This is a genomic window from Comamonas odontotermitis (assembly GCF_014207855.1).
Taxonomy (GTDB): Bacteria; Pseudomonadota; Gammaproteobacteria; order Burkholderiales; family Burkholderiaceae_C; genus Comamonas; species Comamonas odontotermitis_A.
The window spans coordinates 116,921-141,458 of record NZ_JACHKZ010000008.1; the positions used below are offsets into that span (position 1 = coordinate 116,921).

A 24,538-nucleotide genomic window follows, 5' to 3' on the forward strand; every position below is an offset into this window, starting at 1 on the left:
AAAAGAGAGAAAGGCGGTCTGCGGACCGCCTTTTTCATGGGCTCTGGCGTTTGCGTGGGTGGCTAGCCCAGGCGCCAGGCCTCAACCCGTAAAGCGTTTCAGAATGAGCGTGGCATTGACGCCGCCAAAACCAAAGCCGTTGAGCATGGCATGCTCGATGGGGTGCGGCTGGGCGTGGCCGCGTATCAGACCGAGGCCCTCGGCCAGCGGGTCTGGGTTTTCGAGGTTGAGCACGGGCGGTGCCACCTGATCGCGCAGCGCCAGTGCCGTGAAGATGGCCGCCGCGCCCCCGGCTGCGCCCAGCATGTGGCCCAGGGCAGATTTGGTGGCGGTGATGGACGGGCCTGTATTTGCCTCTGCTCCTGCGCCAAATACCCGGCGGATGGCCGCAAGTTCGCCCCTGTCTCCCACCGCGGTAGAAGTGGCATGGGCGTTGAGATGCTGGATATCACCGGGCTGCAGGCGCGCGTTGCGCAAGGCGTTGCGCATGGAGCGCGCCGCGCCCGCGCCATCCTCCGGCCCGGAGGTGATGTGGTAGGCGTCTGCCGAAGTGCCGTAACCCACCACCTCGGCCAGCGGCGTGGCTCCGCGCGCCAGTGCATGCTCCAGAGATTCCAGCACCAGAAGGCCCGCGCCTTCGGCCATGACAAAGCCGTCCCGCGCCAGATCGAAAGGGCGGGACGCGCGCGCCGGGTCATCGTTGAAGCGCGTGGCCACCGCCTTGGCCGCAGCAAAGCTGCCCAGCGCCACGCGGTCGATGGTGGCTTCGCTGCCGCCGCACAAGGCCATGTCGGCTTCGTCATTGCGAATGAGGCGTGCCGCGTCTCCAATCGCCTGGATGCTGGCTGCGCAGGCAGTGACCGGCGCGCCGAGCGGGCCCTTGAGCTGGTGCCGGATCGACACCTGGCCTGCTGCCAGATTGGCCAGAAAAGCGGGCACCGTGAAAGGCGAGAGGCGCTGCGGGCCCTTGGTGTCTGTGGTGCGCACCGCTTCTGCAATGGTGCCAAAGCCGCCCACGCCGGAGCCGATGATGGTTGCCGCGCGCTCCTGCTGCGCTGCACCGCTCTGCGCCCAGCGCGCATGGGCCAGCGCCTGGTCTGCCGCGCCCAGGGCAAAGGCGATGAAGCGGTCCATGCGGCGCAGCTCCTTGGCGGAGATGACGGCCTCCGCATTCCAGCCGGCCTGTGGGTCTTCATCCAGGCCGGGTACCCGCCCGGCAATGGCAACCCCTGTACCTTCTCCCACGTCACTGGCGAGAGACCTCACTCCCGACTCGCCCGCCAGCAGCCGCTGCCAGGCCACCTCCACATTGCACCCCAGAGGAGACACCAGGCCCAGGCCTGTGATGACCACCCGTCGATTCATGTCGCACCTTTCGTCTGCAGCCGCCTCGCTGTTTGAAAGCGAGCCCATGTCTGCTCTATTGATGATGGTCATCATCATACTGAGTTTTGATGATGGGTATCATCTAACGTATGAAAGTCAGCAAAGCCCAGGCAGCCGAAAATCGTGAAGGAATCGTGGACGCCGCTGCGCGCCTGTACCGGCAAAAGGGCCTGGATGGCGTGGGCGTGGCCGAGATCACGCGCGACGCCGGGTTGACGCACGGGGGGCTGTACCGGCATTTCGAATCGAAAGACGCTCTGGCGCGCGAGGCTTGCTTGCGTGCCTTTGACTGGACGATCACTCCGCTTGATCGCCTGGGCGGGCCGGAGCATGCGAATGCCGCATCCACTGACAGGCTCCACAGGCTGGTGCAAGGCTATCTTTCTGCAGACCACCGCGATCACCCCGGCGAAGGCTGCCCTGCCGCAGCCCTTGCCGCAGACGCCGCACGTGCGGGGCCAGAGATGTCGGAGGTATTTGCCCAGGGCGTGGAGCGCAATATCGCGCGCTTCATGGAGGTACTGCCGGGCGACGACGCCGTCACCCGCCGCACCCAGACCATTGTCACACTCAGCAGCATGGTGGGCGCGTTGGTGCTGGCGCGCGCCACGGCCGCCGGTAACCCGCGGCTGTCTGAAGAGATACTGGCCACCTTGCGCAGGCACCTGACAGCACCCTCCGATGCCCCTGCATCGGCTGCGGACGGTGGATCTGGCATGCGTCAGTCGACAGAGGTCTAAAACAGCTGATGGGCTTCCGCTGTCTGATGGAGTTGGTGGGGTCGGTGCAGCCGGTGCAACTGCCGCTGTGAATCATCGGGCGGCGCCATCGATAATCGTTTCTTTTGCCCTGTGAGCTTTCACAACCATGTCCGGCACCTCCGCAAAACCCGTCTCCATCATCCATTGGCCCGCCAAGACGCTGGTCAACCCCGTCATCGGCAAACCCAGCCGCCCGATCAGCGGCGATACCGAGTACCAGACCATGCAGGTGTTTGAAGGGCTGGGCGGCAAGGTGAGTTCCGGCACCTGGCAGTCGAGCGCCGGCACCTTCCGCTCCAACATCGTTGGCTACATCGAGTTTTGCTACATCGTCGAAGGCGCATGCCGCCTGGTGGATCCGGACGGCACGGTGCATGCGTTTGGCGTGGGCGACCATTTCATCATGCCCGAAGGCTGGACGGGCCACTGGGAGGTGGACGAGTTCGTGAAGAAGGTCTACGTGGTGGCCGAGGCCTGAATCCGCAGAGGCTGGGTGAAATTGGCTGGCAGCGCTTGTTTAGAAAGCGCTATATGCTATTGATTTTGCAGTTTAAGGCCGCGCGAATCTTGCCACGCCATTGCCGCAGGCGGCTTGGATCGCAGACCCATGCTCACTTCAGGCCCAGCCGACCCAGCTTTTTGATCAGCCCCACGCGCGAGATACCCAGGCGCCGCGCTGCCTCGGACTGGTTGCCGCCAGCCTGCGCCATGGCGTCGCGCAGCATGCGGGTCTCCAGCTCCAGCATGGCGGCATCGAGCGCACCGTGGCTGTCGGCTGCAGCGCTGGGGGGGCCCGCTGCGTCGGTGCTGGGCGATGCGGGCAGGTGGGTGGTGTCGCCATTGGCAAATTTCAGCAGCTCGGCATCCACCAAAGCGCTGCCCGGGGCGATCAGCGCACCAGCGGATTCGACCACTGCGCGCAGCTGGCGCACATTGCCCGGCCAGTCGCGCGACTGCAGCCACTGCATGGCATCGGCAGACAGGCGCGCCTGCGGCGCCACATGTTTCAGAAAACGTGCTGCCAGAACGGGAACGTCTGCCGTGCGCTCGGCCAGTGCAGGGGTGCGCAGCACCATGCCTTTCAAGCGGTAGAACAGGTCTTCGCGGAAGGTGCCTGCCTGCACCATGGCTTCCAGATCGCGGTGGGTGGCTGCAATCACGCGCACCTCGGCGCGGCGCAGCTCGCGCCCGCCCACAGGCAGAAAGCTGCCTTCCTGCAAGAAGCGCAGCAGCTTGACCTGCATGGGGGCGGGCATTTCGCCCACTTCGTCGAGGAACAGGGTGCCGCCGTGCGCGGTCTCCAGCAGGCCGGGCTGGTCGCGGTGGGCGCCGGTAAAGCTGCCTTTGAGGTGGCCGAAGAGCTCGCTCTCCAGCAGCTCAGCCGACAGCGCGCCGCAGTGGATCACGGCAAACGGCCCATCGGCGCGCGGGCTGCATTGGTGCAGGGCGCGCGCCACCAGTTCCTTGCCGGTACCCGTAGGGCCCAGCACGATCAGGTTGACCGAGGTGGCGCCCACGCGCTGCACCAGCGCGCGCAGCTGCTGCATGGCTGCCGTCTGACCGATCAGACCCATCTCGCCCGGGTCTTGTCCCTGCTGGGCACTGCGCAGGGCGCGCACCTGCTCGTCAAGCCGGGCCTTGTGAATGGCGCGCGTCAGCACCAGGCGCAGCACATCGGGGTCGATGGGCTTGGTCAGAAAATCCCAGACGCCGCGCTCCACCGCCTGCAGCGCAATGTCGCGCTCGCCATGGCCGCTCAGCACCACGATGACCGATTGCGCAAAGTGCGGAATCAGCGACAGCCCGGCCTGCGGATCCATGCTGGGCGGCATGGCCAGATCGAGCAGCACCACATGCGGGCGGTCATCGGCAAAGGCCTGCAATGCGCTGTCCACATCGCCTGCCACCGACACGCGGTAGCCCAGCTGGCGCAGAAAGCTCGCGCCCAGGCGCTGGTAGGCAGGCTCGTCGTCCACCAGCAGCACATGGCCGGATACCGAGGGTGTGGATGGGGCGGCAGAAGTCATGGTGCAAGCAGGCCCGAGGCCGAAGAATCAGTGGGTGCAATCCGTGGAAAGCGCAGTGTGAAGCAGGTTCGCCACGGCGCGCGCTCGGTCACGGAGGCAGCGCCGCCATGCGCGGCCATGATGCGCGCCGCAATGGCCAGGCCCAGTCCGGTGCCGCCGGGGCTGCGTGAGGCAAAGGGCTCGAAGAGGCGTTCGCGCAGATCGGCAGGGATGCCCGGGCCGTCGTCGCACACATGCACCAGCACTGCATCGGGCAGCTGTTCGGTATCCACCAGCACCCGCCGCTGGCCCGCTGCTGTGCAGGCGTTGGAGAGCAGGTTGCCCAGTGCCTGGTCAAACCGGGCTGGGTCGACCGTGGCCATGCGTGGCTGCTGCAGCGCGGCGCCCAGTTCCACCTCGGGGCGGTGGCGCACCTGGGCCTGGATGCGGGCGTGCAGATCGGTGGCCACTGGCGCAATCTGCCAGGGCTTGGCGTAGTCGAGCAGATCGCTGGTCAGGTGCGAGATGCGGGCAATCTGCTCGCCCACTTCCTGCCGGGTTTCGGCCGGGGCCATCGCCACGGCCATGGCGATGATGTTGAGCGGGTTGCGCACGTCGTGGGCCACCGTGGCCGCCAGCGAGCCCAGTTCCGCAAGGCGCGCCTGCAACTGGCGCTCGCGCTCGCGCTGCTGAGCCAGCTCGGCCAGCTCGACCTGCGCTGCCGCATCGGCCAGGGTATCGCCAAACAGTGCTGCCAGATGCCGCTGGCCGGGCGGCGCCTCTTCAAAACCCAGCAAGTGCGTCTGCCAGCCGCTCTGGGGGCTTTTATGGCACAGCAGGCCGGGCTGGCTGCGGTCGGTGGTGGCAGGCGGCGCGGCATCGGCCTGTACCTGCATCTGCAGCGGTGTGCCCATGCGGGTGGACAGCAGGGCGGCGGCAACCGCCTCCAGTGCCTCCATCGATTCGGCCTGGCCCATGGCGCTGCGCCACTGGCGCAGATCGCCCGCAGAGGGCGTGCCGCCTGGGTACACGAGGCGCGAGGCAAAACGCCACACCGGGCCGCTGAGGATGAAACACGCCGTCGCCACGGCAGCGGCATTGAGCCATTTCGATTCGACCGGCAACAGCACCGTGAGCGACACCACCGCCAGCCCCAGCACGATGAAAATGGCCGACGCCAGCGCGCGCCGCGCCCAGACATTGACGACAAACACCCGGTAGCGCAGCACGCCATACACCAGCAGCAGCGGAAAGACCGGCATGGTCAGCACTGGCCAGGGATAGTGCTCGATACCGAGCGCAGCAAAGGCAAAGCCCGAAATGGCCAGCAGGCCCCAGGCGCTCGAGACGGCAATCGACGCGAACTGCTTGCGGCGCAGCGGCGAGGGCGCATGCAGCCACCCCCAGCCCAGCACCAGCAGGCCCGCAGCCGCGAGAATGCCCCAGGCGAGGCTGTGCACCCAGCCCACCGCATTGGGCACCACCACCCATTGATAGCCGGTAAATGGCGGAAAGTGGATGAATTCGCCCGGCGAACGCACGAGCGACAACAGCGCCACCAGCGTCGCCATGGCATAGCCCGCGCGTACCCAACGCCGGTGCAGTGGTGCGCCACAGAAGATCACGCAGAAGTGAAAGAAGGCGGCAGAGGTGAAGGTGAGGGATGACAGCAGGGCCATGGCGACCGGCACGCTGCCCAAGCCCGCCCAGTTGGGCAACTCGTTGCCGACGATCCACGTCGCCACACCCAGGAGGAACACCACCAGCAGCCGGGCGCCGGCCACCTGTTTGGCCCACAGCAGCAGAACGCTGCCAAGGGCGAGGATTTCGAGCAGGGTGAGCAGCAGGGCGAGGTGGATGGCCATGGCTGGACTGTATACGGCGTTGACGTCTCGGGCAACGGCGTTGTATCCGGCGTTTACAGTGAAAATAAAAATGCAATTTAAATCAATTAGATAGTGAATGGCACAGATGCTGCATTGGTGTAGGCATGACCACCTTGCACGCTCCCCATTCGCACATCCATCCGGCCTCTGCCAGTGCCCAGGCGCTGGATATCAGCGCGCTGGTCGGGCCTGAGGCCTGGCAAGCGCTCTCGCCCGCCATCCGTCGCCGTTTTGCCAGCCAGCATGCGCCGGTGGCCTATGCCGGACACATGGAGCTGCGCACATCGCGCGTCGGCCGGTTGTTTGCCTGGGCGGCGCAGCTGCTGGGCAGCCCGCTGGCCGACAGCCGCGCTGAACTGGTGCCTACGCAGGTGCAGGTGGCAAGCGACGGGCGGGGTGGCGTGGTGTGGTCGCGCCAATTGGGCGAATGCGGCAGTGCGGGTAGCCAATCGGTGCGATCCACCAAGCGCCTGGGGCCCGGCGGCCAGCTGGAAGAGTGCACGGAGGGCGGTCTGTCGATGACGCTGCAGGTGTGTGTGGAGCAGGGTGCCCTGGTGTTCTACAGCCGCCGCTACTTCTGGCTGCTGGGCGGCAGGCGCCTGCCGGTGCCCGCCCTGCTGACGCCTGGCGTGTGCCGGGTCGAGCACCGCGACGAAGGCCCGGGGCGCTTTCGCTTCACCCTTGAGATGACGCACCCCCTGTGGGGCCGAACCTTTTACCAAACCGGTGTTTTTGCCGATCCTCTGGAGTCCTGAGATGACCATCGTTTTTGTACTGCTCACCGTGCAGTCGCTTTTGGGTGCGTTTGACAACTTCTGGCACCACGAGCGCGAAGCGCGCCTGCCGCAACGCACATCGGCGCGCCACGAACTGCGCCTGCATGCCGCGCGTGAAGCCATCTACGGCCTGCTGTTTGCCAGTTTTGCGTGGCTGCAGTGGCGCGGATGGTGGGTGCTGCTGCCTGCGGGCCTGCTGGTGGCCGAGCTGTTCATCACCATTGCCGATTTTCTGGAAGAAGACCGAAGCCGCAAGCTGCCGCCGCTTGAGCGCGCGCTGCACACGGTGCTGGCGGTGAGCTATGGCCTGCTGGTGGGGCTTGCGGGGCCGCTGTTCTGGCAGGCGGCGCAACTGCCTGGGGGTGTTTCGGTGGTGACGCATGGGTCGTGGACGCCGATGTTCAGTGTGGCATCGGTGTGCGTACTGGCCTGGAGCGTGCGCAATGCCCTCGCGGTGCGCACGCTGGGCGCCACCGCACACTGCAACGATTCCATCCCACCTGCCCAGGGTGCTGTACTGCAAGGTCTTGGGCAGCAGACGGTGCTGGTGACTGGCGGTACCGGCTTTGTCGGCCAGGCGCTAGTGCAGCGCCTGCTGCGGGAAGGCCGCCGGGTGCTGGTTCTGAGCCGTGACCCCTTGCAGGCGCGCGCAGCACTGGGTGAGGGCGTGTGGGTGGTGGACAGGCTGGACGACATTCCCTGCGAAACCCGCGTCGACGCCGTGGTGCACCTGGCAGGCGCTGGCATTCTGGGCGCCCCATGGACGGCCGGCCGCCGCCGCCTGCTGCTGCAAAGCCGCTTGCAGGTGATGGTGCAATTGCAGGGGCTGATCGCGCGCCTCTCCCACAAGCCCGAGGTGCTGGTCTGTGCGTCGGCCGTGGGCTACTACGGCGTACCGCTGGATGCCGTGCCGCTGGACGAGAGCGCGCCGCCGCAGCCAGGGCGTTTTCAGTCCGATCTGTGCAGGCTGGTGGAAGCCGCTGCCTCGCGCAGCAATGCGCTGGGTGTGCGCGTGGTCTGTCTGCGCCCTGGCATTGTGCTGGGCCGGGGCGATGGCGCCTTTCCTGCGCTGGCGTTTGCGGCGCGCTGCGGGCTGGGTGCGGTGCTGGGCGGCGGCCTGCAGCCCATGCCCTGGATTCACCTGGACGATGCGGTGGGCCTGGTCTGCCATGCCTTGGCAGAGCCCGCGCTGCGTGGCCCGTTGAATGCCGTGGCCCCGCAGGCGGTCTCACAGGGCCAGTTTGCCCGGTGCCTCTCGGGTGCGGTGGGTCGCCCTCAGTGGCTGCGTGTGCCTGGCTGGCCGCTGCGCCTGCTGTTGGGCGAGATGTCGGAGCTGCTGCTGTGCGGCCAGAATGTGGTGCCTGCGCAGGCACTGCGCAGCGGTTACCGTTTTCGCTATGCCAGCCTGGCGTCAGCGCTGGGCCAGCTGACGGGCAGATCAGCGGCTTGAGAGCCCATGGGGTAACTGAGCCATTGGGCCTTGGGGGCAAGGTGGCGCGATGGGGCGCGATGGGGCGTGGCGAGCGCGTGCCCCCGCTCCTGGTTGCTGCCGTATCAGGCGGCGATGGATTCGGGGCGGGTCATGAAGCCGGTGGTGGCGTGGCGGCTGCCATCGTCAAGAACCAGTTCACGCTCGGGCCAGCGCATGGCGGCCAGCTTGAAGTCGTCTTCGGGGCGCGTGCCTGCAAGGCGTGCCGTCCAGCGGGCGCCGACGGAGAAATCGACGCAGAACACATTGTGGAGGAGGCCATGCCAGGACGTGGGCGCAATGTCAGCAAACAGATCCTGGTCGCCTTTGCCCAGCACGGCGCGGTCAACCGGCGTGATGCGGCGCCAGTAATGGCCCACCAGCACGGGGGTGGCATCGGCATAGCGGTCCCACCAGGCCACGCGCTCCACAAAGCGCCATTTGCCACCGGCAAAGAAGGGTTCGGTGCCACGGCGCTCCACACCGCAGGTCAATACCTTGAGCGGGTTGTACTGCGATTTGTTCAGTTCGCTCTCGGCATGGGCGGGCATGAAGGGGGGCTGGCGCGCGCCATCTTCCAGGCTGTAAGGCCAGGCAGCGTTTTCGGCGGCAGAGCGGGCCGGAATGCCCTGTGCACGCGCGTGCACAGCTGCGCCTTCTTCCAGCCGGTCGTAGTCGTTTGCCACTTCACCCGCCTGCATCTGGCGGGCCTGGGCGATCTTCTCGTCTATCCAGGCGGCATGCACGATGCGGATATCGTCGCGCTCCAGCGCCAGGGGGAGCTGGCGCAAAAATGGGAACATGGCCTGGGGAAAATCTCGGTCTGCGCGCTGGTAGGGGGCGTATTTGCGATTGTCGGCCTCGATACGCTCGTCAAAGAACCAGCCCGAGCCATCTTTGGCGTCATCGCGCAGCAGGTTGATTTCGTGGTTGCCCAGCACGGCGTAGGCATTGCCCGCCTCGATCCAGCGGCGCACCAGGGCCAGCACGCCGGGGCTGTCCGGGCCGCGGTCGCAGAAATCCCCCACGAACACCAGCTTGCGGCCTGCCGGATGGCGGCCGTCGTCGTCATAGCCCAGATGCCTGACCAGTTGCTCCAGCGCCTGGCGCTCGCCATGCACATCACCGATCACATCCAACGGGCCGGGGGGCAGGGTATGTACCAGGCTCATCGTCGCTGTTCCATCAACAGTGCAGCGCTCAGTTGCACGGGCGCTGCGGCGTATTACAAACGGATGACCCATTGTGCCCGATTATGTTGCGCTGCACCAGAGCGGGTGCGCGCAAACCCTTGTAGGACGAAAGCAGGCTTTGGTGCTTTGCCGATAAGGGCGATAAGCTATCAATTTTGATGGCTTTGTGCTGCCCGAAATATCTAGGCGACAGCGCGGCGATAGCAAACAAAGCTGAACGGCAATCCGCTGGCGCTCGTGTGCGCTTCGCGCGAGGCTTCCTGCCACGCGGCGCCCAAGGTGGGTGCATAGGCGTCACCGGCAAAATCCTGGGCGATTTCGGTCACCCATACCTCGTCGGCCAGGGGTAGCGCCTGGGCATAAATCTGCGCGCCGCCTATCACCCAGACCGGCTTGCCGATGGCTCGGGCTGCATCCAGGGCCTGGGCGACATCGCCCGCAGCAGTGACATGTGCGGATGCCGGATCGGGCTGCCAGTCTGCCTGGCGTGTCACCACCACATTGTGGCGGCCCGGCAGGGGGCGAAAACGGGGCGGGAGCGAATCCCAGGTCTTGCGGCCCATGATGACGGTGCCGCCAGTGGTTTTCTGCTTGAAGAACGCCATATCCTCTGGCAGATGCCAGGGCAGCTGGTTGTTGATGCCGATCACGCCATTGGCGGCACGGGCGTAGATGAGATGGATATGTGGTGCGGTCATGCAAAGGGGCCCAGCCAGCGCGCAATCTGGCGCCTGTAGGCCTGGTAGAGAGGTCTTTCGATGGCGTGATGGTACAGCGCGGCGAGGGTGGCCAACAGCAGCAGCACAGCCACCGCTGCGCCCGCGCGGGGCAGGGCCTGCCAGCCCAGCGCCTGCAGCGCGCGGTCTGCCAGCACAAACACCAGGGGATGCAGCAGGTAGATGGCAAAGGAATAGTCGCCCAGGCAGGCCAGCCTGTGCTGCAGCGATCGGAGGCGGCGACTGCGAGGCAGGGGCGCCAGCAGGGCCGCACCGACAAGCGCCACGGCTGCGGAGCCCACCCACAGGGCGCGTTCGGGCCAATGGAAGAAACCGCTCATTCCGGGCGCGTGCGGGCTGTGAAACCGGGCCACATAGGCCGCCATACCGGCCAGCACAGCCGCCGCCAGCAACCACCAGCCCCAGTGCTGGCGCCCAAGGCGTTGTACCAGCAGGTAAAGAAAATACCCGGCAAAAAATTCCAGCACCAGCGGCGCCGCGTAGAACCACACGAGCGGCGTTGCGCGATCAAATGCGCTGGGGGCATAGCGGCCTGTGCACCAGAAATAGAACACCAGTACCGCGATACCGCCTGCCAGGGCTGCCATGGCACGCTGGCGCCAGGGCGGGGCGAGCAACAGACCGGCAGCGACCAGCAGGTAGAAGTACAGCTCGTACACCAGCGTCCAGATCACATTGCTGATGTGCAATGAAAAATTGCTGGGATAGAGCAGGGCCGATGGCAACAGGTCGACATTGGCAGGCAGACTGCCAATTGCGGTGAGTGCCAGCAGGCTGATGCCCATCACGGGCCACCAGCCCGTATAGATACGGCCAAAGCGCACCAGGGCAAACTGGCTGGCTGTGCGAATGCCGGGTGCGCTGCGCACTGTACCCAGCGCCATGATCACGCCGCTGATGACAAAGAAGATGTCCACCCCGGCATAGCCTCCCGCTGCGATGGTCTGCAGCCATTGGGGGGCATGGGGAAACCAGCCCCACAGCTGCGCATGGTAGACCGCAACCCACATGGCCGCTGCAAAGCGCAGCATCTGGATGGTCTGGATCATAGCAGGGAGGGGGCGATTTGGCGGCTGGGATGAAAGTGCACGATGGTAGCGTTTTGATATGGTTTTGATAGCTTTATATGCGCTGTAGATATACGCTGACTGCCTAAAATACATGAAAAAGGCCTGCTGGGCAGGCCGATTCATGGAGTGCGAAGCAGCATTGGCTGCGGCAGCCGCTGTTACGGCATTGCCGCCATCACTCCCATCATTTCTTCACCACCCAGCTTCTTGCCGTTGGCCTTGACTTCGCCACCGGCGTACTCGATCAGCGCGCTTATCTGGTTGTCTTTTTCCTGCAGCACGCCCGCCTGCATCAGGGTGTCGATACGCAGCTTCACATCGTCCTGCACCATGGTGGCCAGTTGCTGAGGGTTGTAGTCTTCGTCGCCTTCGTTGTCTGCAATCAGGGCATCACGCACCCTGCTGCCCATCAGCGACTCCAGCACGGGCTTGGGCATGTTCAGCTTGGCATGGGCCTTGATGTCGGTGGCTGGGTTGAGCCCCTTGGTGGCGTCGCCCTGGTAGGACAGGCCAGCCGACAGCTCGGCTGCGCCTTCATCCGAGCGCCAGGCAATGCGCTTGATCTCCAGCTCCGGCTTGCGCGCCAGCAACTGCTGCAAGCCCCCCATCAGCATTGCCTGCAGCGCTTGCGGATCGCCCTGGGCTTGCTGCGATTGCTTGGTGAACTGGTTGAGCCAGGTGGCATCCAGGTTGCGCAAGGCCAGATCCACTGCGATGTCGTTGATCTTCTTGCCTGGAACCGTCACCAGCTTGACGGCGGTGTTGATGCCGGTGTTGACCACATCGCCCTCTTGTTTGGTATCAATGTCCATCGTCAGTCCATCGATCTGCACAGGCTCGCCCCCATTCTTGGGTTCGGTGTGCATGCTGTCGAGCGTCCACTTCACGCTGCCCACCATGAACTCCTGACCCTGGGGCTGGAACAGGTCAAAGCGCATGTTGTTGCCCTTGAGCAGCATCTTGGCGGGGCCACTGTTGTCGCCATCCTCATCATCTTGCGCAGGGGCGGTTGACTCCAGTTGCAGGCTGGGCATGGTGGCCGTGCCCTTCATGCCCTTGAAATCGGCAGACATCTCGAAATCAGCCGTCAGCCCGGCAAAGGCGACCTTGTCCTTGTCGAACTGGCCAGCAACGGCGGGCGAGCTCAACTGGTGCTGCGAGGTGTGGGTCCAGCCGACGGAGGTCTTCCATTCCAGCGGCGATTTGTCCTTGTACAGGCTCAGCAGTTCGGGAGGCGCATCGTCGTTCCAGGCAAAGCGGGAGTTGATCTCTGCGGCATGGCCACGCGGCCAGGGACCGTGCGAGATCTCGTGGCTGGCGTTAAAGCTCAACTGCTCTTCGCCAGTATTGACCGTCCACAGCGTCTTGGCGGTAGATGTGAACAGGCCGCGCTCGTAGCTTTGCACCTGCACCGTCAGCGGTGGCTTGCTCCACGCCTTGGCAGTCGATTCAAACCCCTCCTGCACCTTGCCACCCATCACATAACTGGTGGCAACGCTGCCAGCCAGCAGCACAGCTACTGCGGCTGCAATTCCGATTCCAAGCTTTTTCATGTGTTTCCCACTGGTGTCGCACGCCTGTGTTGTTGTGTGATTTTGGTTGCGGCGCGGCGATTGAAGAAGCGGGAATTGTATGCGGTGATCGGGCAAATTCCACTGCCTGTGAGGAAAGGAGCGAAAGAGGCGCCAGAAAGAGGCGCCCGCAGGAGGCGCCTGCAAGAGCGCTCTGCAGAAGTGTCCGCAGAGGCGCTTGCCACGGCTCCGCTTTGCTGGGGACTGTTGCTCAGCGATAAAAAAAGGCCATGTCGCCCCGACATGGCCCTTTTATGAAAAGGATGCTTAACCCCGTTTTCGCTGGCGCAAAGCAGCCCCCAGCAGCATCGCGGTCAGCGCCAGGAGCGCCCAAGGCTTGTCCATCGGGACGGGGGCAGCGCCTGCCGGCACGCCAGGTTTGGTGGATACAGCAGCGCTTGCCTTGCAAGGCTGGGCCGTACCACCATCGCACTGCGTAGCGGCGACAGCGCTCGTTGCGCTGGCCTCATTGACCAGGGTGCTGCCCGCGGGGGCCTGCGCACCGATTTTTGCGGCCAGCGTGTACACCAGACTGGTGCCCGCAGGGAGTGTTGCCACGAACTGGCTCAGTGCGCCGTTGCCGCTGGCGGCAGGGCAGGTTGCCGTGCCGGTGGCAGTGCAGGTCCATGCGCCCAGCTCGATATACGCGGGCAGAGGATCCGTGATGGTCAGCTGCGAGAGATCGCCTGTGCCGTTGTTGCGCACAGTCACCGTATACATCAGAGGATCACCGGGGCTCAAGGGTACCGTTGCATCCACGCTCTTGCTGATTGCCAGGATAGGCAGGGCGGCGGTCTGGATGGCCTGCTGGGCCTGGCACGGCACGGTGCCTGTGATGACGCCAGCCCGCTGGCATTGGCTGTTCTTCGCATCTGCATCCAGGGTTGCAACATTGGTGATGCTGGCGGGAGGCTGCGCCGCTACGGTGGCAGTGACGGTGAATACGACCGAATCGCCAGCGGCCAGAAGGGGCAGCGTGGTATCAAGAGGCGCCGCTCCGCTGGCCGATGGGCAAGGGGTGGAGGCGCCGGGCGCGCATGTCCAGCTGCCGTTGACGAGGCCCGCTGGCAGCGTGTCCACCACCTTCGCATTGGAGACCGGGGCTTGCCCGGCATTTTTTGCCGTGATGGTGTAGACCACGGGCTGCCCTGCATAGAAAGTGCCCGAGCCCGCCACCGTTTTGGTCAGCTCCAGCACCGGCACAGGCCACAGCGTGACAGAGGCGCTGGCGCTGCAGGGCTTGGTGCTGCTGGTGGTGCCATCTGGATTGACGCAGAGTGCATCGGCCTCGCTGGCTGTTACCTGTGCCGTATTGACGACGCCGGGCGCCGGGCTGGTGATGCCCGCGACGGTGGCGGTGATGGTATAGACCAGGCTGGCATTGGCCTTCATCGAAGCAATCGTCTCGCTCAAAGTGCCGCCAGCTGCCAGGCTGCCGCTGGTTGACGGGCACACGGCCTGGCTGCCCACTGGAGACAGGCAGGACCAAACGGCAGATGCATAACCTGCAGGCAATGTATCACTCAGCAAGGTATTGCTCAGTTCGGTGGCCCCCTCGTTCTTCACCGTGATGGTATAGACCGCCGTGTCGCCAGGGTAGAGCGGCCCGGGCGACGCAACGCTCTTGGTCACGCTCACCAGGGGGGCCGTGCCTACCGATGCGGACGCCGAGCAGGGGGTGGGAAAGCCATCGCGCGGATCGCAGGTCAGCCCGCTGGCTGCAGGCGGTTCAATGGTTGCGGTGTTGGTGATCAGCGCCTGGCCTGCGGGCAGCGGATTGCTGAATTGGGAGTTGATGCGAAAGACCAGCGAACTGCCGGCAGGCAGCACCGGCAGACTTGTATTGAGCGGAAACGTATTGGGGCTCGGTGCCGGACACGCTGCAGCACTGCCTGCAGGCACGCGGCAGCTCCAGGTGCTGGCTGCGCTTTGCAACCCGGCTGGCAGGCTGTCCTTGAGCACCGTGCCGCTGGCGTCGGTATTGCTGGCGTTGGTGACCGTCACGTCATAGTAAATGGCGCTATTGGCGGTGGCCCGGCCGGTGAAAGGCGTTCCATCCGCATTCACCGCCTTTTTCTGAACATTCAGTGGTGGTGCGCACGAGGCTGTACCCGTGGATTGAACCAGCAGGCCCGATGGGTCGCCCTGGTTGCCAGTGACGACATAGATGGTGTTCAGCCCTGTCTTCCAGCCCGCATTGAGCAGGATGGAGACATTGCCGTTGGACTGGAAGCCGCCGATGCCCAGGCTGGTGCCATTGTTGGTGTAGTCGTTGATGGCATCGTTGACCAGGATGCGGGAGACCTGGTTGTCGGCGTACATGCTCAGGTTCAGGTTGAAGCCTGCCGGGTCGACGCCGGGGTCCAGGTTGAACTGGTAACGATACACGTAGTAGCTTTTGCCCCAGCTGACGCCAATCCATTCAGCATTATTGAAAGGGGAGGGGTACCAGGCCGGGTGGCGGTACAGCGGCCCTTGGGTGAAGGTCAGACCTGCAGCGGTAGAAGCATTGGGAACCGGGCCATCAGCCGGTGCGATGAACCAGTGCATATCCGTGGCGCCAAGTGGGAGCTTGGGGCTGTTGATGCTGTAACCGTTGGTGCCATCGATCCCCGTATTGAAGATGGCCGGATCGGTCGAACATGACACCGTGGGAAGTGACTGTGCGTGAGCCGTTGAGCACAGAGCGAGGCTGGCCGCCAATGCGGCGCCTGCGCCGCCAGAGCTGCGTAGCAATTGATTGAAGAATCGGATCATGCGAGCTTTCCTCCCTGGTTGCTGCTACGTGCTGGTAGGCGCGGTGCTGCAGCTATTTATGACTTGATGTGATTTTTCTATGATAAAACATATTTCTATCAATATATCGATACATGAATTTTGATAGATTTAATTTATTTTTAAGAATTGAAATCACCTCATCCGGCCATGAAAAAAGGCTGCGTGCGCAGCCTTTGACCATTTGACCGAAGAAGAGCTGGGCTCTATTTCTATTTGCCCCAGCTGTCCTTCAGACCCGTGATCTTGTTGAACACAGGCTTGTCGCCTGTATGTTCCTTGCGATCTGCCACAAAGTAGCCAAAGCGCTCGAACTGGTACTTGTCGTCGGGCTGGGCCGACTTCAGCGACGGTTCGACATAGGCAGTGACCACCTTCAGGCTGTCGGGGTTGAGCAGGGCGAGGAAGTCCTTGCCGCCGGCATCGGGCTGGGGATCGGTGAACAGGCGGTCGTACAGGCGCACTTCGGCTTCAATGCCGTCTTGCACGCCGACCCAGGTGATGGCGGCCTTGACCTTGACGCTGTCTGCGCCGGGCGTGCCGCTCTTGGTGTCGGGCACGACGGTGGCCAGCACCTTGGTCACATTGCCTTCGGCGTCCTTTTCGCAGCCCGTGCAGTCGATCACATAGCCGCCCTTGAGGCGAACCTTGTTGCCCGGGAACAGGCGTTTGTAGCCCTTGGGTGGCACCTCGGCAAAGTCCTCGCGCTCGATCCAGACCTCGTGGCCCAGCGTGAAATGGCGCTCGGGCACCGTTTCACCCTCGGCGTGGTGGGGCAGGGCAGGCAGCGTGCATTGCTCCAGGTGGCCTGCGCTGCCAAATACCTCAGCCCAGTTGGTTAGCTCCAGCTTGACCGGGTCGAGCACCACCATTGCGCGGTGGGCCTTGTTCTCCAGGTCTTCGCGCAGGCAACCGTCCAGCGTGCCATAGTCGATCCAGGCGTAATCCTTGGTTACGCCAATGCGTTCGCAGAAATTGCGGATCGACGCAGGCGTGTAGCCGCGGCGGCGCAGGCCGACGACGGTCGGCATGCGGGGGTCGTCCCAGCCGGTCACGAAGTGGTTGTCCACCAGATGCTTGAGCTTGCGCTTGCTGGTGATCACATAGGTGAGGTTCAGGCGCGAGAACTCGTACTGACGCGGCTGGGGCGCATCGATCAGGCCGCCCGCGCGCAGGTTGTCGAGTAACCAGTCGTAGAACGGGCGCTGGTCCTCGAACTCCAGTGTACAGATGGAGTGGGTGATGTGCTCGTACGCATCCTCGATGGGGTGCGCAAAGGTGTACATCGGGTAGATGCACCATTGATTGCCGGTGTTGTGGTGCTCGGCATGGCGCACGCGGTAGATGGCCGGGTCGCGCAGGTTGATATTGGGCGCAGCCATGTCGATCTTGGCGCGCAGCACGGCGGCGCCATCGGCGAGCTTGCCATCCTTCATGTCGGCAAAGCGCTGCAGGTTCTCGGCCACCGAGCGGTCGCGGAACGGGCTGTTCACGCCGGGGCGGGTGAAGTCGCCACGGTTGGCTTTCATCTCGTCGGCCGACTGCTCGTCCACATAGGCCAGGCCCTGCTCGATCAGGTAGACCGCGCAGCGGTGCATGAAATCGAAATAGTTGCTGGCAAAGTACAGGTTCTCGTGGCCGTCCGGGTCCTTCCAGTCAAAGCCCAGCCATTTGACGGCGTCGATGATGCCGTCCACGTACTCCTGGTCTTCCTTTTCAGGGTTGGTATCGTCAAAGCGCAGGTGGCATACGCCGCCGAAGTCGCGCGCCAGACCGAAGTTCAGGCAGATGGACTTGGCATGGCCCACGTGCAGATAGCCATTGGGCTCGGGCGGGAAGCGGGTGCGGATCCGGGCTTCATCCACGCGGCCTTGCTGGTGGTGCTGGGCGTCGCCAGGCGAGCCGCCCCAGTGGCGACTGGCGTAGGTGCCGTTGTCCAGGTCGGACTCGATGATGTGTCGCAGAAAATTGGTGGGTTTGACCACTTCGTCACTACCACTGTGCGAAGCGCTCGAGACAGGTGCATTCATAACGGCTTATTCTAAGGGACTACCCTGGTGTTTACGATTGGCAACACGATATCCTCTCTTGAAACGACAATTTGCAATCGCTTTGGTATCTTTTGAGCCTTGGCATGCGTTAAGGTTGTGATGACAATTTTTCAAGGTCACCCTCGCAAGGAGAAACAAATGACCAATTCAACGCTGAAACAGTGCTCTCGCTGGGCTGCCGCTGCGGCATTGGCGGGCTTGGGCCTGGTGTCCGGCGCCGCACATGCCAGCCGCGTTTCTTGGTCGGTCGGCATCAATGTACCTGCGCCCGTGTATGTGGCACCGGCCCCTGTGTACATGCCGCCACAACCTGTGTATGTGGCACCGCAACCCGTCTATGTTGCGCCGCCGCCACCGGCCGTGGTGTATCGCCCCGCTCCGATCTACCGTCCTGCGCCCGTGTACTACGGTCCGCCTCCCGGTCACCGCCGTCACCACCGCCATTGGGACCGTGACCGCGATTACTACCGTTACTGATCCCGTCCCCATCCGCGCCCTGGTTGCGCGGGTGTGCACCAGCCCCGGCCTGCCGGGGCTTTTTGTTGGCGCTCCTGTCGCATCCAGCAATGAAGACGGCTGCTTTTGCTCTGATAATCGATAGCAGAGACCGCTTGTGGAGCCTGCATGAAAACCGTCTTCGTACTCAATGGACCGAATCTGAACCTGCTGGGGCTGCGCGAGCCCGCCATTTATGGCGCGCACACCTTGCAGGACGTGGAGCGGCTGTGCGAGCAGGCGGCCATGCGCAACCAGCTGGTCCTGCGCTTTCACCAAAGCAACCATGAAGGCGCGCTGATCGACTGGCTGCATGAGGCAGGCCAGATGAAGCGCGACGGCCAGCTGGCCGGTGTGGTGCTCAACGCCGCCGCTTACACCCACACCAGCGTGGCGCTGATGGATGCGATCAAAGGGGCCGATCTGCCGGTGATCGAGCTTCACATCAGCAACGTGCATGCGCGTGAAGCCTTCCGCCACCATTCATATATCGCACCCGTGGCCAAGGCGGTGATCTGCGGACTGGGCGTGCAGGGTTACAGCATTGCCATCGATGCCGTGGCGCAGGTGCTGCTGGCGCAATCTGCCTGAAGGCGGTTCATCATGGAACATGCGGCTACGCCAGCGCAGCCATGGTCTGCTGCCATGCCTGCTGATTACGCCGCCTTACTGGCGCGCGCCACACGGCTGACCACCCCTTGCGGCGAGGGCGAGATGGTGTGGCACACATGGGGCGAGCGCCAGCCGGGTGCCTTGCCGCTGGTGATGCTGCATGGCGGCAGTGGCAGCTGGACGCACTGGATTCGCAACATCGATGCGCTGGTCGCTGCAGGCCACCAGATCTGGCTGCCCGATCTGCCGGGGTTCGGGGATTCTGCCGCGCCCCCTGCCGGTTTTGATGCCGATGCCATGGTCGAGCCTCTGTACCAGGGCATGCAGCAGCTGGGCCTGCTGCCCTGCAAGCTGATCGGGTTCAGCTTTGGCGGCATGACCGCCGGCATGCTGGCCGCAGCCCATCCCGATGTGGCCGAGCGCCTGGTGGTAGTGGGGGCTCCCGCCATGGGCGTGGTGCCGCACAAGCAGTTTGTGCTGCGCGGCTGGCGCCACCTGCCTGATATGGCCGAGCAGCGCGAGGTGCACCGTTACAACCTGGGCGCCTTGATGCTGTGGAACGCCACCCGCATTGACGATGAAGCCCTGGCCCTGCACCAGAACAACGTGCAGCGTGACCGTCTGCCACGTCGGCGCCTGGCCAATACCGACATCCTGGCGCAGTCATTGCCGCAGATCGCAGTGCCGGTGGCCGCCATCTACGGCGCGCACGATGCGCTCTACAAAACCTATATGGGCGCGCTGGGCGACAGGTTTCGCGCGGCCACGCCACAGCTGCTGGATTTTGTGCTCGTGCCCGACAGCGGCCATTGGGTGCAGTACGAGCAGCCCCGCGCATTCATGGCGGCCCTGTTGCCGCTGCTTTCCTCAACTATTGATGTAAAAAGTGCCCATGGCGCTTGATGGTCAAGCGCAGGCAGCTATCAAAATATGAGTCCAACCAAGTTCACTCCCGTCATTGCCATCCACGGTGGCGCAGGCACCATCACCCGCGCGTCGATCACGCCCGCACAGCAGCAGGCGTACCGCAATGCGCTGCGCGATGTTCTGCTGGGCGCGCAGCGCAAGCTGGCGGAAGGCGCGCCAGCGGAAGCCGTGGCGGTGGAGGCGGTGCGCCTGCTGGAGGAGTGCCCGTTGTTCAATGCCGGGCGCGGCGCCGTGTTCACGGCGGACGCCACCCACGAGATGGATGCCTGTGTCATGCGTGGGCGGGATCTGGCCTGCGGTTCCATCGCAGGGGTCAGCACCGTGCGCAACCCTGTCATTGCCGCAAAGGCACTGATGGAGGCGGGCGGGCCGGTCTTCATGATCGGTGCGGCAGCCGAGCAGTTTGCCCAGCGGCAGGGCTGCGAAATGGTGGCCAAGGACTGGTTCTCCACCGAGCAGCGCCTCGCGCAGCTGCGCACGGTGCAGGAAGCTGCCCGGGTATCGGGCAGCGATACCGTGGCGCTGGACCACACCGCGCAGAGCCTGGCTGCGCCGCAAGGCACGGGCGACGCGCCGCTGGATGAGCGCAAGAAAATGGGTACGGTGGGTGCCGTGGTGCTCGATGTACATGGCAACCTGGCGGCCGCCACATCGACCGGCGGCCTGACCAACAAGAAGCCCGGCCGCGTGGGCGATTCGCCCGTGGTGGGCGCTGGCACCTATGCCAAGAACGGCGTGGTGGCGGTGTCATGCACCGGTGTGGGCGAGGCTTTCATTCGCGGAACGGCCGCGCATGCCGTGGCCGCACGCATCGAGTTGCTGGGCGCAGATGTTGCCGATGCGGCAAGCGCCGTCATCCACCGGGTGCTGCCTCCGCTCGGTGGCGACGGGGGCCTGATTGCCGTGGGTGCGAGCGGTGAGGTGTCGCTGTGTTTCAACTCCGAAGGCATGTACCGCGGCCAGGTGGGCGTTGCGGGCGAGCCACTGGTGGCGATCTATGAGAGCGATCAATTGCTAACGGCATAAACGGTCCGGGTTCTGCCGTTGCACCAAGGCTGCCGCAGGCAGCCTTTTTTCATGCGATGACGGGTTTTACTTAGGTGAAAACACTAGGGTAATTTCATATGAAACCGCTTTCGGCGCTTCCTACAATGCGAGGACTGTCACCGAAGTGAGTGCGCAGATCCGTGCGATCTTGCCAAAGTGGGACACAGTCTTCGGGGTGCCGCATCTGCTGCGGCTATTCCTTTTTTCATAGCACATTCCGATTGCTGCTTGTGCGCTAAAGCCCAATTTTATGTCCACCCTTGCTCACTCCTCCGCCGAGAATGCTGCGTTGCCCGCGGTGTTGCAGGTTCGTGATCTGTCGGTCAGCTTCAAAACCGAGCAGGGCCGGGTGCAGGTGGTCAAGAACCTGAGCTTCGACGTGCATGCGGGCCAGACGCTGGCCGTCGTGGGTGAATCGGGCTCGGGCAAATCCGTTACCTCGCTGGCGCTGATGCGACTGGTGGAAAACGGTGGTGGCCAGATCGACAGCGGCTCCATGCTGCTGCGCGGGCGACATGCAGGTCAGCTGGATCTGGCCAAGGCCAGCAACGCGCAGATGCGCCAGGTGCGCGGTGCGGACATGGCCATGGTGTTCCAGGAGCCGATGACATCGCTCAACCCCGTCTTCACCGTGGGTGAGCAGATTGCCGAATCCATCCGCCTGCACCAGGGAAAATCGCGCAGCGAGGCCATGGCCGAGGCGCTGCGCATGATGGAGCTGGTGCGCATTCCCGAGGCGCGCAATGTGCTCACGCGCCACCCGCACCAGCTCTCGGGCGGCATGCGCCAGCGGGTGATGATTGCGATGGCGCTGTCGTGCAAGCCGTCGCTCTTGATTGCCGATGAACCGACGACGGCGCTGGATGTGACCATTCAGGCGCAGATTCTGGCGCTGATCCAGGAGCTGCAGCGCGAGATGTCGATGGGCGTGATCTTCATCACCCACGACATGGGGGTGGTGGCCGAGGTGGCTGACCGCGTGCTGGTGATGTTCCGGGGCGACAAGGTGGAAGAGCAGGACTGCGTGCAGCTGTTTGCCAACCCGCAGCAAGCCTACACCCGCAACCTGCTCGCGGCTGTGCCGCAGCTGGGTGCCATGCGCGGCAAGGATCTGCCCGAGCGTTTTGCCCTGCTGGGCCAGGGGGCGGCTGGCGCTGCAGGATCGGTTGCGCCGCAGGCCACGGTCAAGGCCGGTGCGCCGGTGCTGCAGGTGGACAAGCTGGTGACGCGCTTTCCGATCAAGGAAGGGCTGCTGGGCGGCGTCAAGCGGCAGGTGTATGCGGTGGAGCAGGTGAGCTTCAGCCTGCAGCCGGGCGAGACGCTGGCGGTGGTGGGCGAATCGGGCTGCGGCAAATCCACCACGGGCCGGGCGCTGGCGCGGCTCATCGATTTCCAGTCGGGCCAGGTGCAGGTGGCGGGGCGCGATATTGCGCGGCTCTTGGGCAGCGATCTGCAGGCCCTGCGCCGCGACATCCAGTTCATTTTTCAGGACCCGTTTGCCTCGCTCGACCCCCGCTTGACAGTCGGCTACAGCATTCTGGAGCCCATGCTGATCCACAGGCTCCTGCCGCGCGAGCAGGCCGAGAAGAAAGTGGAATGGCTGCTGGAGAAGGTAGGCCTGCCCGCTGCAGCGGCCAACCGCTATCCGCACGAATTTTCGGGAGGCCAGCGCCAGCGCATTGCGATTGCACGCGCGCTGGCACTCAACCCGCAGGTGGTGATTGCCGACGAGGCGGTGTCGGCGCTCGATGTGTCGATCCGTGCGCAAATCATCAACCTGATGATGGATCTGCAACAGGAGTTTGGCATTGCCTTCCTGTTCATCTCGCACGACATGGCGGTGGTCGAGCGCGTGAGCCACCGGGTGGCAGTGATGTACCTGGGCCAGATCGTCGAGATCGGCCCGCGCCGCGCCGTGTTCGAGAACCCGCAGCACAGCTATACCAAACGGCTGATGGCGGCGGTGCCGATTGCCGATCCGACGCGCCGGCGTGCGCACACCTTGAACGTGACCGAAATACCCAGCCCCGTGCGTGCGGTGAACGACCCACCCAGGGTGCTGCCCATGCGCGAGGTGGGGCCGGGCCACTGGGTGGCGACCGATGTATCTGCAGCGGCGGCGCAAAGCGCAGCTGCTGGCCGGGCGGTGGCCTGAAAAGCGCCACGAACGGATTGTTTTTGATGGGGTCTGGCGGCCACGGTGGCGTGCCAGAGTATGCAAAACCTGAAGAGGAGAGTTGATATGCAACGACGTTTGACTTCGATCGCCGCCGCCATGCTGCTGGCGGGTACTGCGTTTTCGGCCCACGCGGCCAAGGACGTTGTGGTGGCGGTGGCTTCCACCTTCACGACCACCGACCCCTACGATGCCAACGACACCTTGTCGCAGGCCGTGGCCAAGTCCTTCTACGAAGGCCTGTACGGCTTTGACAAGGACATGAAGATGATCCCCGTGCTGGCAACGGGCTTTGACGTGAGCAAGGACGGCCTCGTCTACACCTTCAAGCTGCGCAGCGGCGTCAAGTTCCACGACGGCACTCCCTTCAACGCCGAAGCGGTGAAGGCGACCTTTGACCGCGTGACCAACCCGGACAACAAGCTCAAGCGCTACAACCTGTACAAGAACATCGCCAAGACCGAGGTGGTGGACGATCTGACGGTGAAGTTCACGCTCAAGGAGCCGTTTGCACCTTTCGTCAACTCGCTCGCCCACCCCTCGGGCGTGATCATCTCGCCCGCTGCACTCAAGCAGTACGGCAAGGAGATCGTGCAGCACCCCGTGGGCACCGGCCCGTTCAAGTTCGTCGAGTGGAAGCCTTCCGACTACATGAAGGTCGCCAAGTTTGACGGCTACTGGCAAAAGGGCCTGCCCAAGGTGGATACGATCACCTGGCGCCCGGTGGTGGACAACAACACCCGCGCATCGATGATGCAGACCAACGAAGCGCACTTCGCCTTCCCGGTGCCGCCAGAAGCCGTGGCCAACCTGGAGAAGAAGCCAAGCCTTGAAATCACCAAGGCGCCGTCGATCATCCATCGCTACATCTCGATGAATGTGACGCAAAAGCCGTTCGACAACCCCAAGGTGCGTGAGGCGCTGAACTACGCCATCAACAAGGAAGCGCTCTCCAAGGTGGCGTTTGCGGGCTCTGCCATCCCTGCCGAGGGCGTGCTGCCCAAGGGCGTGGAATTTGCCACCAAGCTCGGCCCATGGCCTTATGACCCCGCCAAGGCCAAGGCCCTGCTGAAGGAAGCGGGCTACCCCAACGGCTTTGAGAGCACGCTGTGGTCGGCCTACAACCACTCCACCGCCCAGAAGGTGATCCAGTTCGCGCAGCAGCAGCTCGCCCAGGTTGGCGTGAAGGTGACCGTGCGCGCCCTGGAAGCAGGCCAGCGCGTGGCCGAGGTGGAATCCGTGCAGGACCCTGCCAAGGCGGGCGTGCGCATGTACTACGTGGGCTGGTCGTCGTCCACCGGCGAAGCTGACTGGGCGATGCGCCCGCTGCTGGCGGGTGAGAGCGCACCTCCCAAGGGCTTCAACACCGCCTACTACAACAACCCCGAAGTCAATGCCGACATCGCCAAGGCGCTGGTGACCACCGACGTGGCCGCGCGCGGCAAGATCTATGCCGATGCGCAGCAGAAGATCTGGAAGGACGCACCCTGGATCTTCCTGAACACCGAGCAGCTGGTGTCGGTGCGCGCCAAGAACCTGTCTGGCTTCTACGTCATTCCTGACGGCAACTTCAACTTTGTTGACCTGGACCTGAAGTAATC

19 protein-coding genes are annotated in these 24,538 nt (G+C 64.1%); 10 read left to right on the forward strand and 9 right to left on the reverse strand.

All coding sequences use genetic code 11. The features are described 5' to 3' along the window. Positions 1 to 81: 81 nt before the first annotated feature. A complete protein-coding gene (gene fabF, locus HNP33_RS08650; RefSeq protein ID WP_184707367.1) occupies positions 82 to 1,365 on the reverse strand; it encodes a beta-ketoacyl-ACP synthase II in 1,284 nt (427 codons plus the stop codon). 110 nt (positions 1,366 to 1,475) lie between these two features. On the opposite strand from fabF, the gene HNP33_RS08655 reads away from it, so the two are divergent. Further along, positions 1,476 to 2,126, forward strand: a complete 651-nt coding sequence (locus tag HNP33_RS08655) for a TetR/AcrR family transcriptional regulator (protein WP_184707369.1) — start codon at positions 1,476 to 1,478, stop codon at positions 2,124 to 2,126. A 127-nt stretch (positions 2,127 to 2,253) separates the two neighbouring features. Beyond that, positions 2,254 to 2,625, forward strand: coding sequence for a cupin domain-containing protein (locus HNP33_RS08660; RefSeq protein ID WP_184707372.1), 372 nt, complete (start codon positions 2,254 to 2,256; stop codon positions 2,623 to 2,625). Between the two features lie 133 nt (positions 2,626 to 2,758). Here the strand turns inward: HNP33_RS08660 and HNP33_RS08665 are convergent, their stop codons facing one another. After that, positions 2,759 to 4,174, reverse strand: a complete 1,416-nt coding sequence (locus tag HNP33_RS08665) for a sigma-54-dependent transcriptional regulator (RefSeq protein WP_184707374.1) — start codon at positions 4,172 to 4,174, stop codon at positions 2,759 to 2,761. Next, on the reverse strand, positions 4,171 to 6,018 hold the full coding sequence (locus HNP33_RS08670; RefSeq protein ID WP_184707376.1) for a sensor histidine kinase: 1,848 nt from the start codon (positions 6,016 to 6,018) through the stop codon (positions 4,171 to 4,173). Before HNP33_RS08670 ends, HNP33_RS08665 begins: the two co-directional genes overlap by 4 nt. A gap of 125 nt (positions 6,019 to 6,143) precedes the next feature. Here HNP33_RS08670 and HNP33_RS08675 point away from each other — a divergent pair, with 125 nt between their 5' ends. Both HNP33_RS08675 and HNP33_RS08680 read left to right on the forward strand, forming a co-directional pair. Then, positions 6,144 to 6,794 carry a DUF4166 domain-containing protein gene (locus HNP33_RS08675; protein WP_184707378.1) on the forward strand — a complete coding sequence of 217 codons (651 nt, stop codon included), beginning with the start codon at positions 6,144 to 6,146 and terminating at the stop codon, positions 6,792 to 6,794. 1 nt (position 6,795) lies between these two features. After that, on the forward strand, positions 6,796 to 8,265 hold the full coding sequence (locus HNP33_RS08680; RefSeq protein ID WP_184707380.1) for a TIGR01777 family oxidoreductase: 1,470 nt from the start codon (positions 6,796 to 6,798) through the stop codon (positions 8,263 to 8,265). 104 nt (positions 8,266 to 8,369) lie between these two features. On the opposite strand, the gene HNP33_RS08685 is transcribed toward HNP33_RS08680, so the two are convergent. From HNP33_RS08685 to HNP33_RS08710, 6 genes are all read right to left on the reverse strand, one after another. Continuing rightward, complete coding sequence (locus HNP33_RS08685) at positions 8,370 to 9,455, reverse strand: metallophosphoesterase (protein ID WP_184707382.1); 1,086 nt, start codon at positions 9,453 to 9,455, stop codon at positions 8,370 to 8,372. A gap of 203 nt (positions 9,456 to 9,658) precedes the next feature. After that, positions 9,659 to 10,174, reverse strand: coding sequence for a dihydrofolate reductase (locus tag HNP33_RS08690; protein WP_184707384.1), 516 nt, complete (start codon positions 10,172 to 10,174; stop codon positions 9,659 to 9,661). Further along, on the reverse strand, positions 10,171 to 11,262 hold the full coding sequence (locus HNP33_RS08695; protein ID WP_184707386.1) for an acyltransferase family protein: 1,092 nt from the start codon (positions 11,260 to 11,262) through the stop codon (positions 10,171 to 10,173). The genes HNP33_RS08690 and HNP33_RS08695 overlap by 4 nt, the downstream gene beginning before the upstream one ends. A gap of 179 nt (positions 11,263 to 11,441) precedes the next feature. Further along, positions 11,442 to 12,836, reverse strand: a complete 1,395-nt coding sequence (locus tag HNP33_RS08700) for a YdgA family protein (protein ID WP_184707388.1) — start codon at positions 12,834 to 12,836, stop codon at positions 11,442 to 11,444. Positions 12,837 to 13,121: 285 nt separating this feature from the next. Next, positions 13,122 to 15,611 carry a DUF11 domain-containing protein gene (locus HNP33_RS08705; protein ID WP_184707390.1) on the reverse strand — a complete coding sequence of 830 codons (2,490 nt, stop codon included), beginning with the start codon at positions 15,609 to 15,611 and terminating at the stop codon, positions 13,122 to 13,124. 230 nt (positions 15,612 to 15,841) lie between these two features. Further along, positions 15,842 to 17,659, reverse strand: coding sequence for a glutamine--tRNA ligase/YqeY domain fusion protein (locus HNP33_RS08710; RefSeq protein WP_184707392.1), 1,818 nt, complete (start codon positions 17,657 to 17,659; stop codon positions 15,842 to 15,844). 159 nt (positions 17,660 to 17,818) lie between these two features. On the opposite strand from HNP33_RS08710, the gene HNP33_RS08715 reads away from it, so the two are divergent. The 6 genes from HNP33_RS08715 to gsiB all read left to right on the forward strand — a co-directional run bounded on the left by HNP33_RS08715 (position 17,819) and on the right by gsiB (position 24,536). Continuing rightward, positions 17,819 to 18,157, forward strand: a complete 339-nt coding sequence (locus HNP33_RS08715) for a hypothetical protein (protein ID WP_184707394.1) — start codon at positions 17,819 to 17,821, stop codon at positions 18,155 to 18,157. 147 nt (positions 18,158 to 18,304) lie between these two features. Beyond that, the gene (gene aroQ / locus HNP33_RS08720; RefSeq protein WP_184707395.1) at positions 18,305 to 18,766 is read left to right on the forward strand and encodes a type II 3-dehydroquinate dehydratase; all 462 of its coding nucleotides are present in this window, start codon (positions 18,305 to 18,307) and stop codon (positions 18,764 to 18,766) included. A gap of 12 nt (positions 18,767 to 18,778) precedes the next feature. Next, positions 18,779 to 19,690 carry an alpha/beta fold hydrolase gene (locus HNP33_RS08725; RefSeq protein WP_418903829.1) on the forward strand — a complete coding sequence of 304 codons (912 nt, stop codon included), beginning with the start codon at positions 18,779 to 18,781 and terminating at the stop codon, positions 19,688 to 19,690. A gap of 27 nt (positions 19,691 to 19,717) precedes the next feature. Further along, positions 19,718 to 20,740: an isoaspartyl peptidase/L-asparaginase family protein gene (locus HNP33_RS08730; RefSeq protein WP_184707397.1), complete on the forward strand. Its 1,023-nt coding sequence runs from the start codon at positions 19,718 to 19,720 to the stop codon at positions 20,738 to 20,740. A gap of 271 nt (positions 20,741 to 21,011) precedes the next feature. Then, the gene (locus tag HNP33_RS08735) at positions 21,012 to 22,916 is read left to right on the forward strand and encodes a dipeptide ABC transporter ATP-binding protein (protein ID WP_184707399.1); all 1,905 of its coding nucleotides are present in this window, start codon (positions 21,012 to 21,014) and stop codon (positions 22,914 to 22,916) included. 87 nt (positions 22,917 to 23,003) lie between these two features. Then, a complete protein-coding gene (gsiB, locus tag HNP33_RS08740) occupies positions 23,004 to 24,536 on the forward strand; it encodes a glutathione ABC transporter substrate-binding protein GsiB (protein ID WP_184707400.1) in 1,533 nt (510 codons plus the stop codon). The last annotated feature ends 2 nt before the right edge of the window (positions 24,537 to 24,538 follow it).